The 23,536-nt window shown below is 64.1% G+C and carries 25 protein-coding genes and 1 tRNA gene; 8 read left to right on the top strand and 18 right to left on the bottom strand.

All coding sequences use genetic code 11. The features are described 5' to 3' along the window. Positions 1-41 precede the first annotated feature (41 nt). Positions 42-117, top strand: a tRNA-Ala gene (locus tag EC912_RS02695). 120 nt (positions 118-237) lie between these two features. After that, positions 238-456 (top strand): hypothetical protein, encoded by a 219-nt coding sequence (locus EC912_RS02690; protein ID WP_132141581.1) that lies wholly within the window; start codon positions 238-240, stop codon positions 454-456. Between the two features lie 70 nt (positions 457-526). Here the strand turns inward: EC912_RS02690 and EC912_RS02685 are convergent, their stop codons facing one another. After that, positions 527-913, bottom strand: coding sequence for a nuclear transport factor 2 family protein (locus EC912_RS02685; protein WP_207906749.1), 387 nt, complete (start codon positions 911-913; stop codon positions 527-529). 235 nt (positions 914-1,148) lie between these two features. Between EC912_RS02685 and EC912_RS02680 the strand changes: the two genes are divergently transcribed. The 5 genes from EC912_RS02680 (at position 1,149) to EC912_RS02660 (ending at position 9,380) form a co-directional block, all read left to right on the top strand. Beyond that, positions 1,149-2,645, top strand: a complete 1,497-nt coding sequence (locus tag EC912_RS02680; protein ID WP_132141579.1) for a GGDEF domain-containing protein — start codon at positions 1,149-1,151, stop codon at positions 2,643-2,645. 3 nt (positions 2,646-2,648) lie between these two features. After that, the gene (locus EC912_RS02675; protein ID WP_132141578.1) at positions 2,649-3,245 is read left to right on the top strand and encodes an IMPACT family protein; all 597 of its coding nucleotides are present in this window, start codon (positions 2,649-2,651) and stop codon (positions 3,243-3,245) included. A gap of 55 nt (positions 3,246-3,300) precedes the next feature. Next, complete coding sequence (locus tag EC912_RS02670; protein ID WP_132141577.1) at positions 3,301-5,079, top strand: ABC transporter transmembrane domain-containing protein; 1,779 nt, start codon at positions 3,301-3,303, stop codon at positions 5,077-5,079. A 204-nt stretch (positions 5,080-5,283) separates the two neighbouring features. Then, the gene (locus EC912_RS02665; RefSeq protein WP_132141576.1) at positions 5,284-6,468 is read left to right on the top strand and encodes a glycosyltransferase family 2 protein; all 1,185 of its coding nucleotides are present in this window, start codon (positions 5,284-5,286) and stop codon (positions 6,466-6,468) included. 146 nt (positions 6,469-6,614) lie between these two features. Further along, positions 6,615-9,380 (top strand): autotransporter serine protease, encoded by a 2,766-nt coding sequence (locus EC912_RS02660; protein WP_132141575.1) that lies wholly within the window; start codon positions 6,615-6,617, stop codon positions 9,378-9,380. Here EC912_RS02660 and EC912_RS02655 read toward each other — a convergent pair. The 14 genes from EC912_RS02655 to EC912_RS02595 form a co-directional block, all read right to left on the bottom strand. After that, positions 9,368-10,165, bottom strand: a complete 798-nt coding sequence (locus EC912_RS02655; protein ID WP_428993071.1) for a copper homeostasis protein CutC — start codon at positions 10,163-10,165, stop codon at positions 9,368-9,370. The genes EC912_RS02660 and EC912_RS02655 overlap by 13 nt on opposite strands. After that, on the bottom strand, positions 10,114-11,142 hold the full coding sequence (locus EC912_RS02650) for a N(4)-(beta-N-acetylglucosaminyl)-L-asparaginase (protein ID WP_132141573.1): 1,029 nt from the start codon (positions 11,140-11,142) through the stop codon (positions 10,114-10,116). Before EC912_RS02650 ends, EC912_RS02655 begins: the two co-directional genes overlap by 52 nt. Before the next feature lie 79 nt (positions 11,143-11,221). After that, the gene (locus tag EC912_RS19315) at positions 11,222-11,656 is read right to left on the bottom strand and encodes a type IV pilin protein (protein ID WP_165973479.1); all 435 of its coding nucleotides are present in this window, start codon (positions 11,654-11,656) and stop codon (positions 11,222-11,224) included. Beyond that, positions 11,653-11,832 (bottom strand): PilX N-terminal domain-containing pilus assembly protein, encoded by a 180-nt coding sequence (locus EC912_RS19310; protein WP_165973478.1) that lies wholly within the window; start codon positions 11,830-11,832, stop codon positions 11,653-11,655. The genes EC912_RS19315 and EC912_RS19310 overlap by 4 nt, the downstream gene beginning before the upstream one ends. Next, positions 11,829-12,473 (bottom strand): PilW family protein, encoded by a 645-nt coding sequence (locus EC912_RS02640; RefSeq protein ID WP_165973477.1) that lies wholly within the window; start codon positions 12,471-12,473, stop codon positions 11,829-11,831. Before EC912_RS02640 ends, EC912_RS19310 begins: the two co-directional genes overlap by 4 nt. After that, complete coding sequence (gene pilV / locus EC912_RS02635) at positions 12,470-12,922, bottom strand: type IV pilus modification protein PilV (protein ID WP_132141571.1); 453 nt, start codon at positions 12,920-12,922, stop codon at positions 12,470-12,472. Before pilV ends, EC912_RS02640 begins: the two co-directional genes overlap by 4 nt. Before the next feature lie 191 nt (positions 12,923-13,113). After that, positions 13,114-13,320: a cold-shock protein gene (locus EC912_RS02630; RefSeq protein ID WP_072320702.1), complete on the bottom strand. Its 207-nt coding sequence runs from the start codon at positions 13,318-13,320 to the stop codon at positions 13,114-13,116. 129 nt (positions 13,321-13,449) lie between these two features. Beyond that, the gene (locus EC912_RS02625) at positions 13,450-14,196 is read right to left on the bottom strand and encodes an S-methyl-5'-thioinosine phosphorylase (protein WP_132141570.1); all 747 of its coding nucleotides are present in this window, start codon (positions 14,194-14,196) and stop codon (positions 13,450-13,452) included. Positions 14,197-14,214: 18 nt separating this feature from the next. Next, the gene (locus tag EC912_RS02620; protein WP_132141569.1) at positions 14,215-14,763 is read right to left on the bottom strand and encodes a hypoxanthine-guanine phosphoribosyltransferase; all 549 of its coding nucleotides are present in this window, start codon (positions 14,761-14,763) and stop codon (positions 14,215-14,217) included. 14 nt (positions 14,764-14,777) lie between these two features. Continuing rightward, positions 14,778-15,779, bottom strand: coding sequence for a beta-N-acetylhexosaminidase (gene nagZ / locus EC912_RS02615; protein WP_132141568.1), 1,002 nt, complete (start codon positions 15,777-15,779; stop codon positions 14,778-14,780). Next, positions 15,773-16,273, bottom strand: a complete 501-nt coding sequence (locus EC912_RS02610; protein WP_132141567.1) for a CYTH domain-containing protein — start codon at positions 16,271-16,273, stop codon at positions 15,773-15,775. Before EC912_RS02610 ends, nagZ begins: the two co-directional genes overlap by 7 nt. A 15-nt stretch (positions 16,274-16,288) precedes the next feature. Then, on the bottom strand, positions 16,289-17,590 hold the full coding sequence (gene rlmD, locus EC912_RS02605) for a 23S rRNA (uracil(1939)-C(5))-methyltransferase RlmD (RefSeq protein ID WP_132141566.1): 1,302 nt from the start codon (positions 17,588-17,590) through the stop codon (positions 16,289-16,291). Positions 17,591-17,669: 79 nt separating this feature from the next. Further along, on the bottom strand, positions 17,670-18,287 hold the full coding sequence (locus EC912_RS02600) for a YdbL family protein (protein ID WP_132141565.1): 618 nt from the start codon (positions 18,285-18,287) through the stop codon (positions 17,670-17,672). A 42-nt stretch (positions 18,288-18,329) separates the two neighbouring features. Next, positions 18,330-20,270, bottom strand: coding sequence for a hypothetical protein (locus EC912_RS02595; RefSeq protein ID WP_243649107.1), 1,941 nt, complete (start codon positions 20,268-20,270; stop codon positions 18,330-18,332). Positions 20,271-20,404: 134 nt separating this feature from the next. Between EC912_RS02595 and EC912_RS02590 the strand changes: the two genes are divergently transcribed. Further along, the gene (locus EC912_RS02590; protein WP_132141564.1) at positions 20,405-21,160 is read left to right on the top strand and encodes a response regulator; all 756 of its coding nucleotides are present in this window, start codon (positions 20,405-20,407) and stop codon (positions 21,158-21,160) included. A 3-nt stretch (positions 21,161-21,163) separates the two neighbouring features. Here the strand turns inward: EC912_RS02590 and recO are convergent, their stop codons facing one another. The 3 genes from recO to rnc all read right to left on the bottom strand — a co-directional run bounded on the left by recO (position 21,164) and on the right by rnc (position 23,532). After that, complete coding sequence (recO, locus tag EC912_RS02585; RefSeq protein WP_132141563.1) at positions 21,164-21,874, bottom strand: DNA repair protein RecO; 711 nt, start codon at positions 21,872-21,874, stop codon at positions 21,164-21,166. An 81-nt stretch (positions 21,875-21,955) separates the two neighbouring features. Further along, complete coding sequence (gene era / locus EC912_RS02580) at positions 21,956-22,882, bottom strand: GTPase Era (RefSeq protein ID WP_132141562.1); 927 nt, start codon at positions 22,880-22,882, stop codon at positions 21,956-21,958. Continuing rightward, a complete protein-coding gene (gene rnc, locus EC912_RS02575) occupies positions 22,879-23,532 on the bottom strand; it encodes a ribonuclease III (RefSeq protein WP_132141561.1) in 654 nt (217 codons plus the stop codon). Before rnc ends, era begins: the two co-directional genes overlap by 4 nt. Positions 23,533-23,536 lie beyond the last annotated feature (4 nt).

The raw sequence follows: 23,536 nt of genomic DNA, 5'->3' as shown, positions 1-23,536 counted from the left end.
CTTGGCGAGTGCGGGGCCGACTGCTAATATTCGCCGTTCGTGGGGCGGTAGCTCAGCTGGGAGAGCGTCGCGTTCGCAATGCGAAGGTCGTGGGTTCGATCCCCATCCGCTCCACCATTCATTCCAGACAGAACAGCGCTTTACGCCTCACGGTGTGAAGCGCTGTTTTGCTTTGAGGGCGTCGTAAATCGTCGGCACCCGGTGTCGTTCGACCCCTCCGCCGCGCCGGCACCGCGCGTGGCGGCCACGTTAGCGTTGCTGCAACAACTCGCCGCGCAGTTGCAGCGCGGTGCGGCACCGACGCCGCTACGCTGGATCCGTGCGCTGGTCGGACAGACCCTGCGCATGACCCCGGTGGACAACATCGACTACCTCCGCTCGGATGCGAAATACACATTGATCGCCTGGCGTGGCGAGACCCACCAGCCCGAAGAAGCGATTGAAAGGCCCTCGTGAAGTATTGCCGGTCAGCCGGAGCTACCTGCATCTGTTCCGGACGATGTGAGAGTGCTCCGTTCGACAGGGATCACCGTCCGAACATCGCGTTCCCACTGCGGGTCTCGCCAGCCGGCACTTCCGTCTGCATGACATCCCAGTGTTCGACGAGCACGCCGTTTTCGACACGGAAGATGTCCACCGCGATCACCGGTGTGGATTCCCAGCCAACGTATCGCCCGTGAACCATCACCAGATCGCCTTCGGCAATGCTCATTCCCATCTCATATGAAAATTCGGCAGGCAATGCGGCGACGAGTTTCGCGATGGCGTCCCTTCCGTCGGGGATGGCCGGATTGTGCTGAACGTAGGCCGGGCTGAACCAGCGATCGATGTGCGCCACGTCCCGCTCGACGAAAACCTTCCGCATGACGTCCGTCACTAGCTTCCTGTTCGACTCCTGTTGAAGGATCGTCACGATGTGTATCTCCATGGATTGATCGGGTCGCCCGCATCGTTCGATGCGAATGGGGCGCGAAATTTACGTTAGCGGGAATTAATCCGGAGTGACGCTGTGAACGCCTCTCAGACCGCATCTATGGAAGCCCGCGACGAGACTGCTATGCCCGCCTCCCGTGCCGCCGTAACATGACTCAACTTCGCGCTAACCCGGCCGATAAGGAGAATGCGTGGTCAGTCGATGGAGGGGCGCCATGAAAGCTGTCTTTGCCGCGGCGGCCCTCGTCGTGGCCCACGCCGTGGCGGTGACCTTGTTGCCCGATATCGGCATGGGCATTTCCTATGCGGCGTTCTTTCTCGTAGCCAGCCTGGCCATCGCCTCCTCGCTATACGCTTACCGGCGTTCGGGCATGCCCCGCGACCGGCGCTGGCTGTTGCTGGTGGGCAGCCTGCTGCTCTGGGGCATCGGCATGTCGCTCAGCGCACGCCAGAACTACGTGCTGGACAACACCAATCCCGCGCCCGGCGACAGCATGTTCTTCTACATACTGTACGTATTGCCGGTGCTGATCGCCGTATCGTCGGCACCGGTCGCCGCTCGTAAAAAGTGGGCGCTGGCCATCGACCTTGTCCTGGCCTCCCTGCTTGGCGTCCTGTTTTACGTGCATACGTTCTCCATCGTGTCGGTCGAGGGTGCGATGGGCCGGCAGGAAGCGGTTGCCATCGTGCGTATGCTGGATATCGAGAACGCTTGCCTGGGCATCGCGGCCCTGCTGCGTTACATCGCCACCGACCGCGCCGACGATCACTATTTCTTCCGGGGAGTGGTCGCTTTTTTCGTGACCTACGCCTGCGTCGGGTTCTACTACAACCACTATGTAGCGCTGGGCGAGCATCCGGATTTCGGCTCGGCCTGGGACGTCCTGCTCGACCTGCCCTTCCTCGCCCTGACCGTCGCCGCGGTGAAGCGGCCACCGCAGCGTCACTGGCATCCCCCGATCTACCTCGTTCGCTTTGTACAGAGCGCCAGCCCCACCTTCCTGGCCATGAGCGTGCTCGGACTGGGCCTGATGGTGATCCCGCACTACGCGCCGCTGGGTATCGGCGGCGCCATCGCCGCGGTGGTGGGCATCGGCATGCGCAGCACGCTCGCGCAGGTCGACCTGGTGGAAGAAGAGCACCGACTGTCGCAACGCCGCGATGCACTGGAAGGCCTGGTATTCACCGATAGCCTGACTGGCCTGGCAAATCGTCGCGCACTGGACGAGCGCTTGTTGCGCGAATGGCATCGCCCGGGTCAACGCGAACCCATCGGGCTACTGATGATCGATGTCGACTTCTTCAAGGAATACAACGACCGCTACGGACATCTCGCGGGCGACGATTGCCTTCGCGCCATCGCTGAAGCGCTGACCGCACGCGGACTGCGCGCAGGCGACTTCATCGCCCGCTATGGCGGCGAGGAATTCGCGGTCATTGCGCCGGCGACGCGCCTTTCCGAAGCCGTCGCGCTGGCCGACAATCTCCGCGCGCAGGTCGAAAATAAACGGATCGCCCATCCGCTGAGCCCCTTCGGCGTGGTAACGGTCAGCGTCGGCGTGGCGACGCTTCAGCCGCACGCGACGGGAGGCCCGCTGGACCTGCTCAATGCCGCGGACCACGCGCTGTACCGGGCGAAACATAGCGGCAGAAACCGGACGGGAGGCTTCGACGACGAACGCTCCCGGGATACCGCTTCGTTCGATGTCTGATCGATGAGCGAACCGCTGAGTACCCTCGCCGGGCCATGCCGGTATGAGGAAGATATACGCAAGAGCCGTTTCCTCGCCCAGGCCGCCCCCGTGGACGATCCGGCCGAGGCCCTGGCCTTCGTCGCCCGTGCCGGCGATCCGTCCGCGACGCACAACTGCTGGGCCTACCGCATCGGCGACGCGTACCGCTTCAACGACGACGGCGAGCCGGGCGGCACCGCCGGCAAGCCCATCCTGCAGGCCATCGACGGTCAGGCACGCGACCGGGTCGTCGTGGTGGTCACGCGCTGGTTCGGCGGCATCAAGCTTGGAGCGGGCGGCCTGATACGCGCTTATGGCGGATGCGCCGCCGAATGCCTGCGCCGCGCGGACCGCGTGGCCCTGATCGTCAGCGGGCAGCTGGCGTTGCACTGCGAATTTGCCGAACTGGCGATCGTAAAGGCCCGATTGCGCGATATGGGCGCCGACATCGAGGACGAATCGTTCGACGCCACGGGGGCGGCTCTGGTCGTTCGCGCCGAGGCAGGACGCCTCGACGACATCGCCCAGCGCCTCACCGATCTGAGCCGTGGGCGCATCCAACCGCGCCGTCTCGATTGAATCGGCGGCAAAGCGGCCCCATTCCTCGACCGACCATCCACCACGGACCCACCGCATGAGCGACCCCAGCACCGACGCCGCACCGACGACGCGTCGCATCGGCGCGCTACGCAGCCTATGGCCCTATCTCAAACCGCATAAGGCCCTCGCGGTCGGCTGGCTCGTTTTCCTCGGGTTGTCCTCGGGTGCGTCGCTGGTGCTGCCGGTGGCCGTACGCCACATGATCGACAACGGTTTCGCCTCGTCGGACATGGCGACCATCAACGGCACGTTCCTCGCCCTGTTCGGCGTGGCCCTGGTTCTGGCCTTCGCCACGGCCGCCCGTTATTTCTGCGTCGCGTTGCTCGGCGAACGCACGCTCGCCTCGCTGCGGCAAAGTCTTTATGCCCATGTCATCAAGCTCGATGTCAGTTTCTTCGAGCGCACGCGTGTCGGCGAGCTGACCTCGCGCCTGGGTACCGACACCGAAGTGGTGCAGACGCTGGTCGGCTCAGGCATCTCCGTGGCCCTGCGCAGCGCCGTGATGCTTGTCGGTGCGGCTGTCGCCATGGCCTGGACGAGTCCGCGTCTTGCCGGCCTTACCGCACTGGTCATTCCCGCCGTGATGCTGCCTATCCTCGTGTTCGGCCGTCGCGTGCAGAAGTTGTCGCGCCATAGCCAGGACCGCATCGCGGATGCCGCGGCCGTCGCCAACGAAACGCTCAACGCCGCGCCAGCGGTGAAAGCGTATGCGCGCGAGGACATCGAAAGCGGACGTTACAGCCATGCCATTTCCCTGGCACTGGCCACCGCGCGTCGTCGTATCGGCGTGCGCTCGATCCTTACCGCCGCCGTCATCGTGCTGGTATTCGGAGCCATTACCCTGGTCCTCTGGGCCGGCGCGCGCGACGTCATCGCGGGCAAGCTGCAACCGGGCGTACTCAGCCAGTTCGTGCTTTACGCCATCTTCGCCGCCGGTTCGGTGGCGGGACTGTCGGAAGTCTGGGGCGATGTCCTGCGCGCCGCTGGTGCCATGGAACGCATCGGCGAACTCTTCGGCGAACACCCCGATATCGCCAATCCCGCCCAGCCGCTGGCGCTGCCGCGACCGGTCGCCGGAGGACTTCGCTTCGAACACGTCGAGTTCCATTACCCCTCGCGACCCGACGTGCGCGCACTGTACGACTTCAACCTCGATATCGCGCCGGGCGAAACCGTCGCACTGGTCGGCCCTTCGGGTGCGGGCAAGAGCACCGTCTTCGGCTTGCTGCTGCGCTTCTACGATCCGCAGTCGGGCACGATCCGCATGGACGGCGTCGACCTCAAGGCACTCGCGCTTCCCGAACTACGCGGTGCGATCGCTCTCGTTCCGCAGGAAACCGTGATCTTCGGCGGCAGCGCGGCCGACAACATCCGTTTTGGACGCGCCGATGCCGACGATGCCGAGGTCCGCGAAGCGGCACGCCTCGCCGAAGCCGACGGTTTCATCTCCACGCTCACCGACGGCTATGACGCCGCGCTGGGCGAACGCGGCGTACGGCTGTCCGGCGGCCAACGCCAGCGCATCGCCATCGCGCGCGCCATCCTGCGCGACGCGCCGTTCCTGCTTCTGGACGAAGCCACCTCGGCGCTCGACGCGCAGTCCGAAGCCGCGATCCAGCACGCGCTGGAACGGCTGGAACGCGGTCGTACGACACTCGTCATCGCCCACCGGCTGGCTACCGTACTGCGCGCCGATCGCATCGTCGTCATGGATGGCGGCCGCATCGTGGCGCAGGGCACGCACGAACAGCTGCTTGCGCAAGGCGGCCTGTACGCGGAACTGGCGCGGCTGCAGTTCGGCTTGCACGGTTGATATAGGCGGCAATTAGATCGATTCACAGGCGGCGCGGCATGCGCCGCCCTACTCGTTCGCCTACACCCGAAGTTGTATTGCGGCGCCAACGCGCGGGCGCAATGCTGAGCCGCCCCTCATTCCGATATCGACCGGATGCACCGTTGACACGATGCGTTCCGCTATCGGCCGCGCGCTCACCCTCCATTGCCTGGGAGGAAAACGATGGACCTGCTGTCCTGGCTTCTTATCGTTCCGGTCTGGTACGCGTGCATGGTGTTCCTGCTGCTGAGCCTGGGGCTGATCGTCCGGCGACGCCGCAGCGCGCCCTCCACGACATCACTCTCATGGCCAAACGTGACGGTGATGGTTCCGCACTTCAATGAATCCGCCGAAGCACTATTCCGCACTCTTGCTTCCATCGATAGCCAGAGATATCCGGGAAAGTTCACGGTGCTGCTCATCGACGATGGTTCGACGAACGGCATTCAGCAATCCATCGCCGCCTGGCTCGAAGCACCTCATCCGCATGCATATCGTTCCATTTCCCTTCCCACGAACAGCGGCAGGAAAGGCCGGGCGCTCGATGCTGGCCTGGCGCATGTCGACAGGAACGCGGATGTGATTGTCGTCATCGATAGCGATACCTCGCTTGGGGATCACGCGGTCAAACGCCTCGTGGCGGGCCTTTGGAGCGACGAACGATATGCGGTGGCGTGCGGATACATCGTCCCATCCAACCCCCGCGCATCCTTCTGCACGAGATTGCAATATTACGAATACACAGGACTTCTCAGTGCGGTGAAAGTCGCGCAGGACGTCACTGGATATGTGCCTGTCATGGCAGGAGCCTTCGTGGCTCATCGCGTTTCTGCTGTTCGCCATCTGGGTGGGTGGGGACGATGGCTTGTCGAGGATATGTGTTGGACCTGGAAGGCCCTGGCCCATGGCTATAAAACTGCCTATGTTCCGGAAGCGATGGCTTTCACCGAATGTCCCGGCACATTGCCCGGGCTGTATCGGCAACGACGGCGCTGGGCTCGCGGCAGGATGGAAGCGTTCGACGAGATATCGAAACTGTGCACCGGACGCGATGCATTTTTTATACCGTTCCTCGTCAACTATGCGTTTTGCCAGTTCGCGTTCGCGCTCTTGCCTGTGTATGTATTCGGCCTTGTCGTCCAGACATGGCTAACGGCAAGTCTCGTGCTTTTGTTCGCTCTGTTCTACGGGCTTGCCATGGCCACCTATCTATGGCGAACCGGGAATCCGCTCGGACACGGCGCACGACATATCGCACTATCCATCGTTTGTTCCCGTGTCCTCGGTGTATGTCTGCTATGGCCGAATGCCCGCGGAGTGTATGACCAGATTTTTGGCAATCGTCTCCTATGGCTCACTCGCCACTAACGGAAGGCGAATATACGATCGGTCTCCCGTGGCCGTGCGCCTTCATGCCTTCGAGCCCCTCGCCTCACGCAAGCAGACACGTGGACTGACCGTAATGCAACGCCGTCCTCGCGAAACTTGTCCGCACCGTCGAGCGGAGTGCGGACATGGATGTTGGACAGGGATGGGACGAAACGCGGTTCCGGCGGCGAACGTTATGTCTCGGGATACTTGCCTGCCTCACCTTCGCCGGCTGCGGCGGTGGCCCCGGAACGGCCCGGCGAAACGATCCGCCGCTCCAGCGAATCGACCCGCTGCCGACGATCGATCCACGCCGGATGCATCTGGATGCGATCGGCGTACCGGCGGCACATACGAAACGCTATGCCGGTGACGATGTACGCATCGGTCTGATCGATACCGGGGCGGATCCCGCGCACCCCGTGCTCGAAGGTCGCATCGCCTGGAGCCGGAAATATCTCGGCGACGATGTCGCCACGCCCGACGCTGCCGATCCGTATGGCCACGGTACTGTTATGGCCCAGTTGATAGCGGGTCGCGCCACGAACGATTTCGCGGGTGGCGTTGCACCGGGAGCAAGCATTTACAGTGCGCGTACCGGTCGCGATATCGACGGAAGAATGGGGCCGCTCGCGATTGCCGCCGCCTACAGCGATCTGCTCCGCGCCGGCGTGCGGTTGTTCAACAATAGCTATGCCCATGCGTCCTCCATCACCGACCGCGATGTTGCAACGGATGCGGGCCACTACAGACGGATATTCGCACCCGCTGTCATCGCTCACGATGCCCTTCTCATCTTCGCCGCCGGCAACCAAAGTCGCGATCAGCCCTCGCTGGAAGCGGGTCTGCCCGCGCTGCATCCGGAACTCGAACAGGGATGGCTGGCCGTCGTGAACGTCAGCGTGGATGCCTACGGAAATCCCGGGGCCCTGCATCCATCCTCTAACGCATGCGGCGTCGCCGCCGCGTGGTGTCTGGCCGCTCCTGGCGTCACTCGCGTCGCGCCGATCGGAAACACACGATTCACTACCGGTCAGACCAGCGGAACATCGTCATCCGCGGCGCTTGTCACAGGCGCGGCCGCCGTGGTGATGCAAGCGTTTCCTTACTTCACCGGCGACCAGGTGAGGCAGACGCTGCTCTCGACGGCGAAACCCATCGGCGATCCGGCGCTCTTCGGCTACGGGCTGCTCGATGTCGGCCGTGCCGTGCGCGGTCCGGCACGCTTTGATTGGGGCGATTTCGCGACGACCGTCACCACGGACAGCATCTGGTCGAACGACATCGCGGGTCAGGGTGGTCTGGTCAAACGGGGGCCTGCGACATTAACCATGTCCGGCGACAACCACTATCGCGGTGCCACCGATATCCATGCAGGCACCCTCAACATCGACGGTACCATCCGTTCGGCCGTGCACATTTTTCCGGAAGGACAGCTTGGAGGCACGGGTGCCGTCCATGGCAACGTCGTGAACAAAGGACAGCTTGCTCCATCCGGCGGGACGTTCGTCATTCATGGCGACTACCTTCCCGTATCGTCCGGCGTGCTGTCGATAGCGCCGGGGCAGAAGCTCAAGGTGGACGGCTACGCCCGGCTTGCCGGCAGCACGCTCTCCCTACGCCCGCCCGCCGTGAATTATGTACTTACCGCGCGCGAAACCTTGCTCGAGGCGACCCATGGCGTCGAGGGCGTGTTCGGCGCGCAGCGCATGGAGGCCGGAGTGTTCTACGACGCGGAGCTGGAATATTCGAGCCACCGCGTGGATGCGCGTATAGCGCGACGATCGATTCCCCACGCGGTCGCGGAGCATCGCGTACTGACGCCCACGATGCAGTCCACCGCGAACGGCGTCGAAGCCGCGCTGACGCATGCGGATGCATGGACCGCTTCCGATGAATCCGATCGACATGCGATGTTTCTTTCCGGTGCCGCGAGCTTCCTGCGCTCGCCCGATATCGCCACGGCGCTGACGTCGCTGGATAGCCTTTCCGCGGAAGCGTATGCATCGAATCAGGGCTTCCCGCTCGAACAGGGCGACATGGAGGCGCGAACCCTCGCCACGCGCATGGACGCACTGGTCCAGGGGGATCTGGACAGCGGAGTATGGGGCGACGTCACGGTCTCCAGCGGCAGGATCGCTCAGCACGGCGTCGCTTCCGGACAGCACAATGGAACGGGTACGCGCATCGGTGTGGATACGCCCGTGGCCGACACGGGAGCACTGGGGCTGTCGCTCACAAGGCACCGTGGACAGACTCGTTTCGATCGTTTTGCCGGCAACGTGACGTCCCACATCGACACGCTCGCCGCATACGGCAGGGCGGGATCGGAGTCGTGGTATGTGGCCGCGAATGCGACGGCCTCGATCGTTGCGAATCATGTCCGTCGCGATGTGCTGCTGGGAGGACAACGTGCTGTCGTGAGCGCCGGGCGTCGCGACACGAAGGCATCCGTGCATGTGGAAGCCGGCGTAATGCTCCGGAGCGGAAGCTGGCGAGCCACACCTTTTGTCGTGGCCGCCTTTGACGAAACGCGCCGCGCGGCTTTTACAGAAGACGGCGCCAACGGCTTCGGTGTCGCCGCCCCCACGAACCGGCACCGTCGATCCACGGTCGGCCTGGGTGGCCGCATCGCTTATCGATGGTCGGATGTCGTGCTCGAGGGATACGGTCTCTGGCAATGGACGATTCGCGGTCGCGATCCGGGCTTCGATGTCTCGTTCGTCGGGGCGCCCGCCTCGATGTGGCGGGTTCACGGCGCGTCGCTACCCGCCACAGCGATAGCAACGGGTGTTTCGATCGCTATGCCGCTTTCATCCGCGTGGCAGCTGCGACTGGGGCTGGACGTTCGTTACGCGCAAGGGACCGCGATGGCGACGACCGGCTCGCTGGGGCTACGTTACGACTTCTGATCGCGCCCGCCCGTCTCGTCCAGCGCCACGAGCAATCGACGAATAGTGGCGTCGTCGCTTTCCGATGGAGAGCTACCCATGCCGAGGTCGTCGGCAGGAAGGAATCGCGTAGCCGGAGACTGCGTCTTACGCGCCGACGCGTGTACTTCCCTTACCCTCGTTTCGGCCACAAGAGCGGCGACGTTCGAAGGATCGACGCCCGCGCCGGCCATGATGGAAATACGCGCGTCTGCCTGGCGAACCAGTGCGGCGATGCGCTCCCTACCCGCCCATGCGCTACGCATGCCTCCCGAGGTCAGCACGCGTTCGCAGCCCAGACTCACGATCCGTTCGAGCGCCTCGCACTGGTCACGCGTAACATCGAACGCGCGATGGAAGGTGATACCCAGGCCACGCGCTTCCGCGATCAGTTCGCGGCAGAAGGACATATCGACATCGCCGTCCGCATCGAGCGCACCGATCACAACACCGTCGCATCCGGCACGCACGCAATGCCCGATGTCGGCGAGCATGGTGTCGCGCTCCGCCCCATCGTAGAAAAAATCGCCGGCTCGCGGGCGGATAAGTACGTAGAGCGGAATCCGCAGCGCGTCGCGTACCGTGGCGATCTGCCCGTACGAGGGCGTCACGCCGCCCGACTCCAGGCTGGCGCATAGCTCGACCCGTGTGGCACCGGCCTCCTGCGCCACCCGCGCGGAGACCAGAGAGCCCGCGGCGATTTCCAGCGTGGTCATCAGTACGTGCTCTTGCCTGGAATCAGGGCGTCCTGCTTGCCGGCATCGCATACCGCGTAGGAAAAGCCTTTCTGGATCGCCCAGGCACCGACGCGACCACGCTTGTCCATGGCGAGAAACCCAACCTGGATGTCCTTTCCGCGCACGCTCTTGCGCTTGAGTATCCGCTCCACCGCCTCGCGGCATGCGTCTTCCGGGGAACGCCCCTGACGCATCAGCTCGACGACAAGAAAACTGCCGACGTTGCGGATTACTTCCTCGCCGACCCCGGTCGAGGTAGCCGCGCCCACTTCGTTGTCGACATAGAGGCCCGCACCGATGATGGGGCTGTCGCCCACGCGCCCGTGCAGCTTCCACGCCATACCGCTCGTGGTGCATGCACCGGAGAGATTGCCCTTCGCATCGATGGCAAGCATGCCGATCGTGTCGTGATTGCCCGCATCGCCGGGCTTGCCGCCACGAGGTCCGATACCGTAATCGCGAACTTCGCTATTGGCGACGGGATGATACTTCGCCGTCTTCAGCCACTCGCGCCAGGCCTGCTCCGACTCGGGCGTCAGCAGTTCTTCCCTGGGGAATCCCTGCTCCAGCGCGAACTGGAGTGCGCCATCGCCAACGAGCAATACGTGCGGCGTACGCTCCATTACCCGTCTTGCGACGGAGATCGGATGGGCGATGTGCTCGATAGCCGCGACGGCACCGCAGTTGCCTTCCTCGTCCATGATGCTGGCATCCAGCGTGACCTTGCCGTCGCGGTCGGGATAGCCAGCGCGACCGACGCTGTGATTGCGCAGATCGGCCTCCGGAATGCGCGCGCCGGCTTCCACGGCATCGAGGGAACGGCCGCCGGCGGCGAGAACCTTCCATGCAGCCTGGTTGGCGGCTACGCCGAAATCCCAGGTGGAACAAACTCGTGGAAGTACCGCTTCGGTGCCGCCACCGGCGAACGCCGCATCGGCCACGCCCGGTTGTACGAGCAAGATACCCGAGGCAACGCTCGCGCCTTTGAGGAAATGCCTGCGATCCATTCGTGACTCCCACTTCGCTGGACGGCGCCCGGCGCGCCATCGCCCATGGTGTCACGCGGAACGGCGATGCTCCATCCCCCTACCAGCAATCGCCATTCGTATGCTTCGGCCCATCGTCGCGCGAAGGCAGCATGACGCCCCGATGATCGACCGTAAGTTCTCCGCACACGTCCTTCGCCTGTGTGCCCTGCGGTATGGCTCGCAGCAGGAAACCCCTGCCTGCGTCGTGGTCGGCGGCCATGTCCATTTCAAGCGCGTAGTGCGCATTCGCGCTTATCCGCCGGGTATTCAGTTCGTCATCCGGACCATATGCATAGCGCCGGCTCCGTGCATGGAAACGTTCCTGCGCGTGGGATGCTTCCAGCAGCAAATGTCGACCTTCGAGACGGCGGACGCGGAATGTGTACTGGCGATATGAAGACGTGGCGAACATCGCGAGCAACGCGACCGCCGCAAGAATCAGCAGTAATTCGATGGCACTGAAGCCGGCATCGCGCATGCGTTGCCGGCTCACGGCGCCGCGGTCCGATGAGGAATGGACCAGGCCGCGATCTGCGCTTCGCGCTGCGCGGCAGCCAGCGCCAGTTGCATCGTTGCCGACCGGAACATCGACGCGGCCACTCCCGAAAGAAGTACCAGAACCAGCAGTACCATCGGCAACACGACCCCGGACGATGCGACACCCCTCATGCCCCACCTCGCGGCAGAGCGACGAACGTGCGGAACTCATGGCGAATCGCGGACGCTTCCTCTTCGCTATCGCGTTGTTCGATCCACAGGCCAATGTCCACACCGACGACCGCATCCCACAGGGATTCTCCATCGACCTCCGCGGCATCGAGGTGGCGGACGCGCTGCTGTGCATCTCTGACCGCGTAAGTGAAATCGAGTCGATTCAGACCCTGTGCGACGGACTGACAATTCGATCCCGACACGCACCGTCTCAACTCACGCTCACCAGCGACTGGACCATTCGCGATGTACCAGGCAACGGACACGCATCCCTTCTCGTCGTGTGGCGTGTCGACAATCAGCACGTTGGCTGCGCGTGCGCGCTCGGGCAGGCTTCTGTCCGTGGGCAGTGCAGGCGAGCATCGGACGCTGCCGCATTCGTATCCGCGAATCGCACCGCAACGGTCGGCAAGATCGGCCGCAAGACTGCCAAGTCCGAACCGTCCCTCCTCCTGCACGCGGACCAACTGCTGATGCAACCGATAGGCGCGCGTCGAGGCAGCAAGCACGCCGAGCACGGCCGAGGACAGCACCAGCCCGAGCGCCATCGCGACAAGAACCTCGATCAGCGAAAACCCGCGACACCGGTCCCGCGTCACAGCCGCGTGGCCCAGACCAGCTCCACGGGACGGCCCTCGACGTCATGCCAGCCGATGGACAGATCGCACGTTTGCTGTGACGGGTGGCACGCGATATTCGCCCGGGCGCCGTTTCCGATTTGCCGAAATAGCATATCGATCCACAGCGCGCGATCGTGCCCGACGGTCGCGTTTTCGTCGCATGGCGACGTCGCAGCGCAACCGGGAATCTCGATCGCTCGGGAGGAAAGGCTCCCGTTGTAAAGCCCGGCGCGTGCGGCACCCTGATTAATACGTAGCCGCCCAGCCATATCCGCCGCAATAAAATTCGCCTGCGTACGATGCATGGCATCGCGATTGGCGAGAGTGGCGAACCGGAAGCCCTGAAGCACGGCGGCGAGCCCCAGTCCCAGTACCACCGTGGCGACAAGAACTTCGATTAACGACAGGCCATTCTGGGCATTATCCATAGGTCACGGCAGGCATTAAGGCGATAAGCGAAAGCGTGCTCGCGATGCGGACTCCCGGCTAGGCTGTTTCGGTCTGGCGTGTATGTCATTCCTTACCGATAAAGCCTGAAAACGTTTTCATTCCAGTCGTCCATAAAAAAACCCCGCGCCGAAGCGCGGGGTTCTCTTATCGACAGCAAAACCGCTTGTTATCAGGCTGCGATTTCTACACCCGAGGCCTGGGCGCCCTTAGGCCCCTGGGTTACCTCGAATTTGACGCGCTGGCCTTCCTGCAGGCTACGAAAGCCCTTGGAGTTGATTGCAGAAAAGTGGACGAATACGTCCTCCCCACCGTCCTCGGGTGCGATGAAACCGAAACCCTTGGCATCGTTGAACCACTTGACCGTACCAAAACGCATTGCGTGAACCTCTGGGCATGGACTGGAAAGCACCGAATGGGCAGGCGTTCCACTTCATCCCCTTCGCCTGCCCCTTGGCGCAGGCGAAGTATCAACATGTTTTATATCAAAGCGCAACTGGATCGGAACTCAGTTGGCACTAACGAGTTCGGCAAGAATGGGTGGCACGGAGGCAGTGGCGGCGGCCAGATGCGCGAATATCTCCTCGATGCTGATTTCCTCTTCGTCGCCACAACCCGCGGCGAAGTTGGCGACCAATGCGAGACAGGCATATTCGATATCGAGTTCGCGCGCGAGCACTGCTTCGGGCATACCGGTCATGCCTACCAGATCGCATCCATCGCGACGCATGCGGATGATTTCCGCGCGGGTTTCCAGACGCGGTCCCTGCGTGGCGCCGTAGCAGCCGCCGTCGATGGCCGGCGTACCGGCGCGTGTCGCGGCGGCGAGAAGCGCCGCGCGCAGCGATGCGGTATACGGCTCGCTGAAATCGATGTGCTTTACCTCGGCGCCTTCGACATCGCAGAAGCTGGTGAAGCGGCCGTGCGTGTAGTCGACGATCTGGTCGGGAACCACCATGACGCGGGGACCCATGTCGTCGCGAATACCGCCGACCGCATTGACGCCGATGACCCGGCGCGCACCCAGATGATGCAGGGCCCACAGGTTGGCGCGGTAATTCACGCGATGGGGCGGTAGCGTGTGGCTTTCGCCGTGGCGCGCGAGGAAGGCGATGCGGCGTCCGTGGAAATCGCCGCAGACGATGTCGCCCGATGCGGGACCAAACGGCGTCTCGACGCTATGGCGTTCGGGATGTTCGAGACCGGGGAACTGATAAAGGCCGCTGCCGCCGATGGCGGCCAGATCGATGGACATGGATGGAACTCCGGAACGTCAGTCTTTGAGTGCGTAGATGCCAGGCAGATTGCGCGCCTGTTCGTGGAAATCCATGCCGTAGCCGAACACATAGCGATCGGGCAGATCGACGCCGTTGAAGTCGGCTTCGATATCCGGTGCGCGGCGGTCGTGGATTTTCGTGCACAGCGTCGTCACCAGCACGCGCTTGGCGCCCAGCGCCATACAGGCATCGCGAACGGCTTTCAGCGTATGCCCTTCGTCGAGGATATCGTCGACCAGCAACACCGTACGTCCTGCAAGCGACACCTGTGGACGGCGCAGCCAGTGCAGTTCGCTGCCGTGCGTTTCGCCGCGGTAACGCGTTGCGTGCACGTAATCGAATTCAAGATCAGTACGGATACCGAGGGCCAGCTGACCGGCGAAGATGAGCGCGCCATGCATGACGGTGAGAAAAACGGGAACCTCGCCAGCCAGCACGTCGTCGATTTCGTTCGCCATGCGTGCGATCTCGGTATCGATGGCTACGCGATCGAACAGGAGGTCGGCGTGGGCAAGTGCGTCTTTCAGCGCAACGGAAGCAGTCATCGTCGGGGTAGTCCTTAAGAATCGAGAGCGGTAACGCGCGCGATGAATCGCTCGCGCTGCGGGTTGTCGGAAAGGCCTTCCCACGTGGCGCCGATCGCGCCACGCAACGGCGCGATGCGTTCGATCGCCGCCTGGCGACGACCGCGCACGGCAGCGATGGCCTCGTCGACGACATCGGGGAAACAGGCAAGAACAATGTCGCAGCCCGCGTCCAGATGGGCTTCCACGCGCGCTGCGACACCGCCCGCGCTGGCCGCGGCGGCCATGCTGATGTCGTCGCTTATCACCGCGCCGCGGAAACCGAGTTCGCCACGCAGGTGGTCGCCAATCCATACCGTGGAGAAACCCGCCGGCTGATCGTCCACCGAGGGATAGAGCACGTGCGCCATCATCACCGCTTCGACCGGGGTCTCGATGCCGGCGGCAAACGGGACCAGGTCGGTCGCCACGATATCGGCGAGGCTGCGTGCATCCACGGCGACGGCGGTATGCGTGTCCGCCGCGACGGAGCCGTGCCCCGGGAAGTGTTTGAGTACCGCCGCCATGCCGCCCAGATGCATGCCGCGCACGTATGCCTGGATCAGTTCGCCGGCGATGAGCGGATCGGCATGGAACGCGCGGGTACCGATCGCGGCACTGCCCCGGTCCAGGTCGGCGACAGGCGCGAAACTGAAATCGACGCCCGTGGCGCGCAGTTCGCTGGCCATGATCCAGGCGTGTTCTTCGGCAAGGCGTATGGCCTCGTCGGGATCGCGATCGAATACTTTACCTATCGACGCCAGCGGCGGCAGACGCGTAAATCCCTCGCGGAAGCGCTGTACGCGTCCGCCTTCCTGGTCCACGCAGACCAGGAAATCGTCGCCGGCCACGTCGCGAACCGCGTCGATCAGCGCCTGTACCTGATCGCGCGATTCGAAATTGCGGGAGAAGAGGATGGTGCCGATCACACCAGGTGCGAGCAGGCGCGCATGTTCGTGCGCGAGCAGCGTGGTGCTCTCCAGCCCTACGATCAGCATGACTCTTCCTCCCAGCGAGCGAACGGGTGCTCGATCAGATTGACATTGTAGTAGCGCGCATCGTTGCTCACTTCCCTGCCCAGCCACGACGGCCGGGGGAATGCGGCGTCGATCGACGGCAACTCGACTTCCGCCACGATCAACCCGACGTTGGCCCCAGTGAATTCGTCGATTTCGAACAGCGTGCCGTCGACGACGACGTGATGGCGAATTTTCTCCACCGACCCGTCGCAAAGATCGGCCAGCAACTGCAAGGCGTCCACCAGCGGAATCGGGTATTCGTATTCCTGCCGTTCGATACCGAGCGTGACGGACTTGATATTCAGCCATGCGCCGTCGCCGGAACGGCGCACGCGGACGGACGAACGTGCCGTCCCGGCGCGGATGGCAGCCGCGCTTACGAGATAGCCCTGCGCGATGTGCTCGCTACGCTGGACGACATCGCGCCAACTGTCGTTGGCCAGGAGGAACTTGCGTTCGATTTCGACGCCCATGCAGACCCTTTGACTTCAGTCGCGCTCGAAGAGCGCGATGGATTCGACGTGGGCGGTATGCGGGAACATGTCCATCACGCCGGCGGAAACAAGACGGAACCCATGACGCTCGACGAGGATGCCGGCGTCGCGCGCCAGCGAGCCCGGATGACATGACACATACACCACGCGCCGCGTGCCTTTCCTGGGCAGATACTCGAGCAGCTTGTCGGCGCCCGCACGCGGCGGGTCGAGCAGCAGCTTGTCCCACGCCTGCGTGGCCCACGGCGCGTTGCGCTGGTCCTCGAACAGGTTGGCGACGCGGAACGACGCGTTGGCCAGACCATTGCGCAATGCGTTTTCGGCGGCGCGTTCGACAAGACCGTGTTCACCTTCCACGCCGACCACTTCCGCGACATGACGGGCAATCGGCAGCGTGAAATTGCCGAGGCCGCAGAACAGGTCCAGCACGCGGTCGGTGGGCTGCGGGTCCAGCAGTTCCATCGTGCGCGCCAGCATCCGCTGGTTCATGCCGGCATTGACCTGCACGAAGTCCAGCGGGTGGAATTCCAGTTCCACGTTATCGGCGGGAATCGCAAAGGCCAGCCGCGGGTTTTCCGGCCATAGCGGGTGGACGGTGGATACGCCGCCGGGCTGCAGGTAAATAGCCAGGCCATGTTCGCGCCCGAAGCCGATCAGCGTGTCCTTGTCGCGTGCGGACAATGGCGACACGTGGCGGAACACCAGCGCCACGGTGTCGTCGCCCGCGGCGAATTCGATCTGTGGAATTTCCCGCGCGGCATCGAGCCCACCGATCATGTCCGCAATCAACCCGACCTTGGGTCCGATCGCGGGGTGGATGACCTCGCAATGCGTTATATCGGCGACCAGACGGGGATTGGATTCTTCGCGGAAACCGACGAATACGCGTTCCTTTTTCGGAACGTAGCGCACCGAAAATCGCCCCTTGCGACGATAGGACCACGGCTGATCCGTCAGCGCGGGCAGCCAGGTTTCCGGCCGGACCTTGCCGATGCGCTCGAAGTTTTCCGCGAGTACGCGCTGCTTGGCGGCGATCTGCGCCCCGGAGTCCATGTGCTGCAATGAGCAACCGCTGCACACACCGAAGTGGCGGCAACGCGGTTCGACGCGATGTTCCGAGCGGGAAAGCAGCTCGATCAGGTCGGCTTCGTCGTAATTGCGATGGCGCTTGCTCAACGTCACCCGCACATGTTCGCCGGGCAGCGCTCCAGTGACGAAGACGGCCTTGTTGTCGATGCGGGCAACGCCCCGGCCGTCATGGGTGAGGCCGGTAATGGTGGTTTCGAGTTCGGTCATCTTCTGAAAAAAAAGCCCGGACCGAGCCCGGGCGATGCAGTGATGGGGACAGCGCTATGCGCTGTCCCCGGCGGGGTGCCTACCTGCGCTTCCAGGCACCCGAGGCGTCCTGATAATACCAGCCCGGGGGCGCCCGCTCGATCCAGCCGGAGGCGAAGGTACCGCGGATGCGGCTTTCCCATTCCGGATGACCGTTCGCATTGGCCACTTCGCGATAAAGAGCCGCGCGATCGCGATTTTCGTCGGCGACCACCGCATTTACGTTCGAGCGATCCGCCAGCGGTAGCTGCGAGGCGTCGCGTACGGCGACCATGCCGTCGGCGGTAAAGCCGACCGCGCCCTGATCGAAGTAACCTTTCAGACTGCCGCGGAAGCGCTGTTTCATGCGTTCGCGGATCGCTTCGGTCGCCGGGGTCTGAATCCGTACATCGGGACTTTCGGCGGCATACGCCGTGGGCACGATCAGGTCGAGCAACGATGCAGAGGGCTGCTGACCGCTGGCGGGCTTGGCTGCCGGCGGCGTGGCGGGCTTGACGCCCTTCGCGGCGGGCGCGACGCCGCTATCGTCCAGCACGTTGCCGATGAACTGGTCGGCTGCTTTCTGCGCGGCGGCTTCGGGGAAATAGACGTTGATCGTGACGCAACCGACCAGCGCGACGAACGCGGTGGCCAACAGGCCGGTATAGAACTGACGCATGCTGCTCTCCTTGTGATGCCATGCCTTACGAATACCGTTGCTTTACTGGACGACTGGCGCACTGCCCTCGGTCGCCGCCTTCAGCCTGCGTACCAGCGTCGGCCAGTCGACGTCGTGCTGGTGTCCGATCACCGAGAGGCGTGGTAGTCCGCTTCCTTCGACGATAGTGTATCCGTCGCGCGCATCGCCCAGACCGCCCATCGCGCAGACGTCCGCGCGTAACGTGCAGCTGAGTCCGATGCGTTTGTACCCGAAGGTCTTGAAGATTTTCAGCACCGCGCCCTGCAGTCCGGCAGCCATGCCACCACCGCCCACCGAGGTCAGGTTGTTGACCGCCTGCTGGCTGATCCGGCCACCCTCGAGCGCGGTGAGCTGGGCCTTGAAGGCGACGGGGGTCCAGCTGACCAGACGCAGATCGGCGACGGATCCGCCCATGCGTCCCGTGATGTTGCCGAAGTCGAATACCCCCGTGACCAGCGCGAGGTCGAGCTTGTTCAGTGCGATGTTCGCCGTGAGGACGGGAACGTCGCTGAAAGGTTTCTGCAGCGTAAGGGCGGTGACGTCGACGAATCCGTCGAAGATGTTCAGGGACAGGCCACCTGCGAGTTCCAGGCGATCGTCCACGTAACGCAGCGACGGAACCGCGCCGCCGATCGTGCCGCCGAATTCCGGCCAGCCGAATGCTTTGGACAATGCCGCCATGTTCACCTGGGTCAGCACCAGGGAGGTCTGCAGACGCTCGCCACGGGACGCGCCCGGATCGAAGGCCAGACTCTGGATGCGCAGCTGACCGTCCAGCACGGGAACGGACATTGGCTTCTGCAGCGTCAGCTTGCCCGCGTCGCTGCGCCAGGAAGCCTCGGCCGCACCGTTCGGGATATTGAGTACCTGAAGCGAGCGCCAGCCCAGCTTCGTCGCCGGCCGGGATTCCTTCGCGCTCCAGTCCAGTCCACCGCGCAGTCCGCGCACGCCCAGTCGACCCGCGGCGTCCTGAAGGTCGAGGCTGTCCGTGTTGAACGCAAAGGACGTAAGACCGCTAGCTTCCATGGACACATGGCCGGTCATGGCGCCGGAAGTCTGCAGCCCGGGCATACCGAGCGCCGAAAGCCAGCCCTTGCCATACCGGTCGTAGGCAGCGGGAAAACGGGCGTCCAGACGCGAAAGATCGAGATGGCTCAGCGTTCCGTCCGGGTCGAAGGTCAGTTCGCCTTCGACGGCGAGCGCATCCGGGTCGCCGACGCGAAGCCGGCGGATGGCCAGCGTGCCCTTCTGCGAACGGGCGCCGAGCGACAGTTGCACCGGGTGGGCTGGCAGACGGGCATAAAGCGGGCCCAGCAGCAGTTCGCCGCCGCGCAGCGAGGCGTCCAGGTCGATCGACGCCCCGGCGGCATCGGACGTGTCGATACCCAGACGACCGGCACCGGAGACTTTGCTGCCCGCGAGATTGCCGGCCTTGGTATCGAAGCCCACGTCGGACAGGGAAAACTGGCCCGTGGTCTGGATGCCGCGATCCAGGATATCCAGCGCCAGTTCCGCATCGACCTTGCCCGACGTGGCGCGGCCGGACCATACGGTCGACAGGAGACCCTGCAGCCAGCCTGCTGGAAGGTTCTTGAGCGTGATCTGGGCATGGGTGGGCTGGTCGATGGGCAAGGCGACCGACGCGGTCGTCCGGTCCTGCACAAGATCGATCTGCAGCGTATTGGCCGCGTCGTCGGCGAGGATGCGAACCCGTGCGCCAGTCAGCGCATTGCCCGGCGTGCCACGAAGGCGCAGCACACCCTCGAACAGCCAGCGCCCCTGCTCGTCCCGGTCGAGGCCACCCTCGACCGCCAGACCGATCCGGCGCCAGCCCATCGAAGGAATGTCGGCCCGGGTGGCGGCAAGCTTCAGGGTAAGCCCCTTTCCGTCCGCCGCCTGATCGATCGATGCTTCCATCGTCTTCAGCTGGACGCCGGGCAGATCGAGGGCGTCGGCAGCCACCGTCACCCCCGCGTGCACCCCGAACGTACAGGCCAGGGCGGCTAGGAAAACGAGCAGACAGCTAAGTTGGCGGCTTGATACCGGAGGCATGTGCGGTCATTCTGCCAAAACCAGATGAACGACATGGAACGTTGATGACACCTGCCTGCCCGAACCCGGCCGAATTGCCCCTTCCCTCCGCCCACGGAAAGACCCGTGTACTCGTTGCCGACGACGACGACACCACCCGGCAGTTCCTCGGGGAAGCGTTGCGCGGCATGGGTTACGAGGTCACGACCTGCACCGATGGCCGGGCCGCGGCATCGCTCGCGGCCGCCGAATTTTTCGATGCGTTGATTCTCGATTGCCGTATGCCGCACGCGGGCGCGATCAGCGTGATCACGGTCCTGCGCGCCGACACGGCCGCCCGATCCTGCCGTAGCGTCGCCATCGCGACCAGCGCGGACATTCCCGACGAACTGAAGATCGAGCTCCATTCGGCGGGATTCGCCGCGGTGCTGGAGAAGCCATGCCAGCTGGCCGAACTGCAGCGCGTACTGATCGACACGCTCGGCACGCGCGCGGCCGTGGCCGTACTGGACGATCGCGAAGCCCTTGCGGCAACCGGAGACCCGAATACGATGCGAGCCCTCCGCTCGCTGCTGCACGAAGAACTGCTGCAACTGGACGACGAACTGGACACGCTGTCCATCTCGCCGGGCGACTTCGCCGAACGGCTGCACCGCCTGCGCTCGGCTTGCGGTTTTTGCGGCGCGACGCGCCTGGGCGCCCAGGCGAGAGCGCTGCACATTGGCCTGGTAGCGTCCGCATCGGTACCCGATGCGGACAGCGTCGACACCTTCCGGGCCGACCTGCGGGCGACCATCGACGCCTTGCGCTTTCCCGTCTGATCGTCAGCGACGGGTCATCGCCGCGCCCAGCACCCGCCAGGCGCGCAGTTCGCCGCCGCCCAGGTGAAAGGCGATGACCTGCCGCATCAGTCGTCGCAAGGCGACCAGTCCGGCCGTGTCCGGGCACCGGTCGGCCGCGAAGGCCAGCAGGTCGCCGCCGCGAATGGCTTCGCGATCGCCCGGACGGGCGGCGATGGAGCCGGTGCCGGGCGCATAGCGATAGGAAGTTTCCGGATCGATCGGCTCACCCTGCTCCGCGTCGATGTCCAACTGAAGCGCGTAGCCGATGCTGTCGAGCATGTCCCGTTCGAAACGGCGCAGCGACCAGGCAAGCGGTTCGCCTGCGGAAAGACGCGCCAACGTCCCCGCATAAAGGTCGAACAGCTCGGGGTTCGGATCCTGCCGGCCGGTCAGCCGCACGATCAGTTCGTTGAGATAGAGGCCCGCCAGTCCCGCGTCGCCGGTCAGCCGGGTGGCCGGCCCCGCGAACTCCGCGCCACGCAGCGTGGCCAGTTCGCCCTTCAGGACGAGATCCAGCGACAGGTGCTGGAACGGCTCCAGTTGGGCGCGTTGCAACCGCGCACGTTCGCGACGCACGCCACGGGCAACCACGCCGATGCGGCCGTGGTCGCGGGTCAGACATTCGACCAGCATCGACGTCTCGCGATACGGACGGGCATGCAGGACGTACGCGGGCTGTTGTTCGATGCGCATAAGGCTCCGCGACAGGCAAGCGGGACGGACCGATGACTCGTGGACGACCGGGCATGCAACGCGCCGGCCGGCCTCCGGGGATCATTCGTAACCGAAGCGCCTCAGCAGGTTTTCGTCGTCGGCCCAGCCTTCGCGTACCTTCACCCAGAGCTTCAGGAAGACTTTGCGTTCGAACATGCTTTCCATGTTCTTGCGGGCGGACGTGCCGATCGCCTTGAGCTGCGCGCCGCCGTCGCCGATCACGATAGCCTTCTGACCGTCGCGCTCCACCCAGATGACCGCATGCACTTCGGCAATGCCATCGGGGCGGTCGCTGAACTGTTCGATCTCGACGGTGGTGGCGTACGGCAGTTCCTGGTCCAGACGAAGCATCAGCTGTTCGCGCACCATTTCCGCCGCGATGAAACGCTCGCTGCGATCGGTGATCTCGTCCTCGCCATAGATCGCCGCCTGCTTCGGCAAGCGCTTCAGGATGCCTTTCTCAAGACCCGGCAGGCCCTTGGACTTGAGCGCGCTGACGTAATAAACCTCATCGAACGTATGCTTCGCCATCAGGTCGGCCGCGAACGGCAGCATGACGGTCTTGTCTTTCTGCAGGTCGACCTTGTTGATGACGAGCAGACGCGGCACCTCCTGTTCGGCCAGCGCCGCATAGACCGCTGCGTCTTCATCCGTCCAGCGCCCGGCCTCGATGACCTGGACGGCCACGTCGACTTCTGACATGGCCGCGCGCGCGGCGCGATTGATGCTGCGATTCATGGCGCGCTTCGCACCGCGATGCATGCCCGGGGTATCGACGTAGAGAATCTGCCCTTCGGGCTTGGTCGAGATACCGAGAATGCGATGCCGCGTGGTCTGCGGACGGTGGCTGACGATGGACAGCCGAACGCCGATCAGCGAATTGAGCAGCGTCGACTTGCCGACGTTGGGGCGGCCGGAAAGGGCGACGTAGCCGCAGCGGAAATCGTCGCCGTCGGTCGTATCTGGGGTGTGGGTCGTGTCGGTCATGCTTTGGGTTCCAGTAGGCGGCGGAGAACCGCTTCGGCGGCGTCCTGCTCGGCGGCGCGCCGGCTGCCTCCGCGTCCTTCGACGCTGATGGCGACCGGTTCGTCGATGGTGCAGCTGACGTCGAATAGCTTTGCGTGGTCTTCGCCGTAACTGTCTTTCAGGTCATACGTGGGCAGGGGAAGTCCCTTGCCCTGCAGCCACTCCTGCAGCTTGGTCTTGGCATCCTTGCTGGAGCGTTTCAACGCGGCCACGCGGGGCGTGAAAAGCTCGCGGACGACGGTGCGGCAAGCATCGTAGCCGGCGTCGAGATAAACGGCGGCGATCAGCGCCTCGAAGGCGTCGGCCAGGATGGAATCGCGACGGAAACCACCGCTTTTGAGTTCGCCCGGCCCGAGTTTCAGGTCGTCGCCCAGTTCGAGCTCCCGACCGATCACCGCGAGCGCCTGGCCGTTTACCAGTTGGGCACGCAGGCGCGAAAGTTCGCCTTCGCTGGCATTGGGATGCGCTTCGAATAACAGCTCGGCGACGAGGACGCCCAGCAGCGCATCGCCGAGGAACTCCATCCGCTCGTTATTCGGCCGCCCGGCGCTGCGATGGGTGAGCGCCAGGGTGGCAAGGTTCGGATCACGAAATCGGTAGGAGAATTCCACGGTA

The sequence above is a fragment of the Luteibacter rhizovicinus genome (assembly GCF_004342265.1).
GTDB lineage: Bacteria > Pseudomonadota > Gammaproteobacteria > Xanthomonadales > Rhodanobacteraceae > Luteibacter > Luteibacter rhizovicinus_B.
This window is presented reverse-complemented; position numbering and strand designations above follow the sequence as displayed.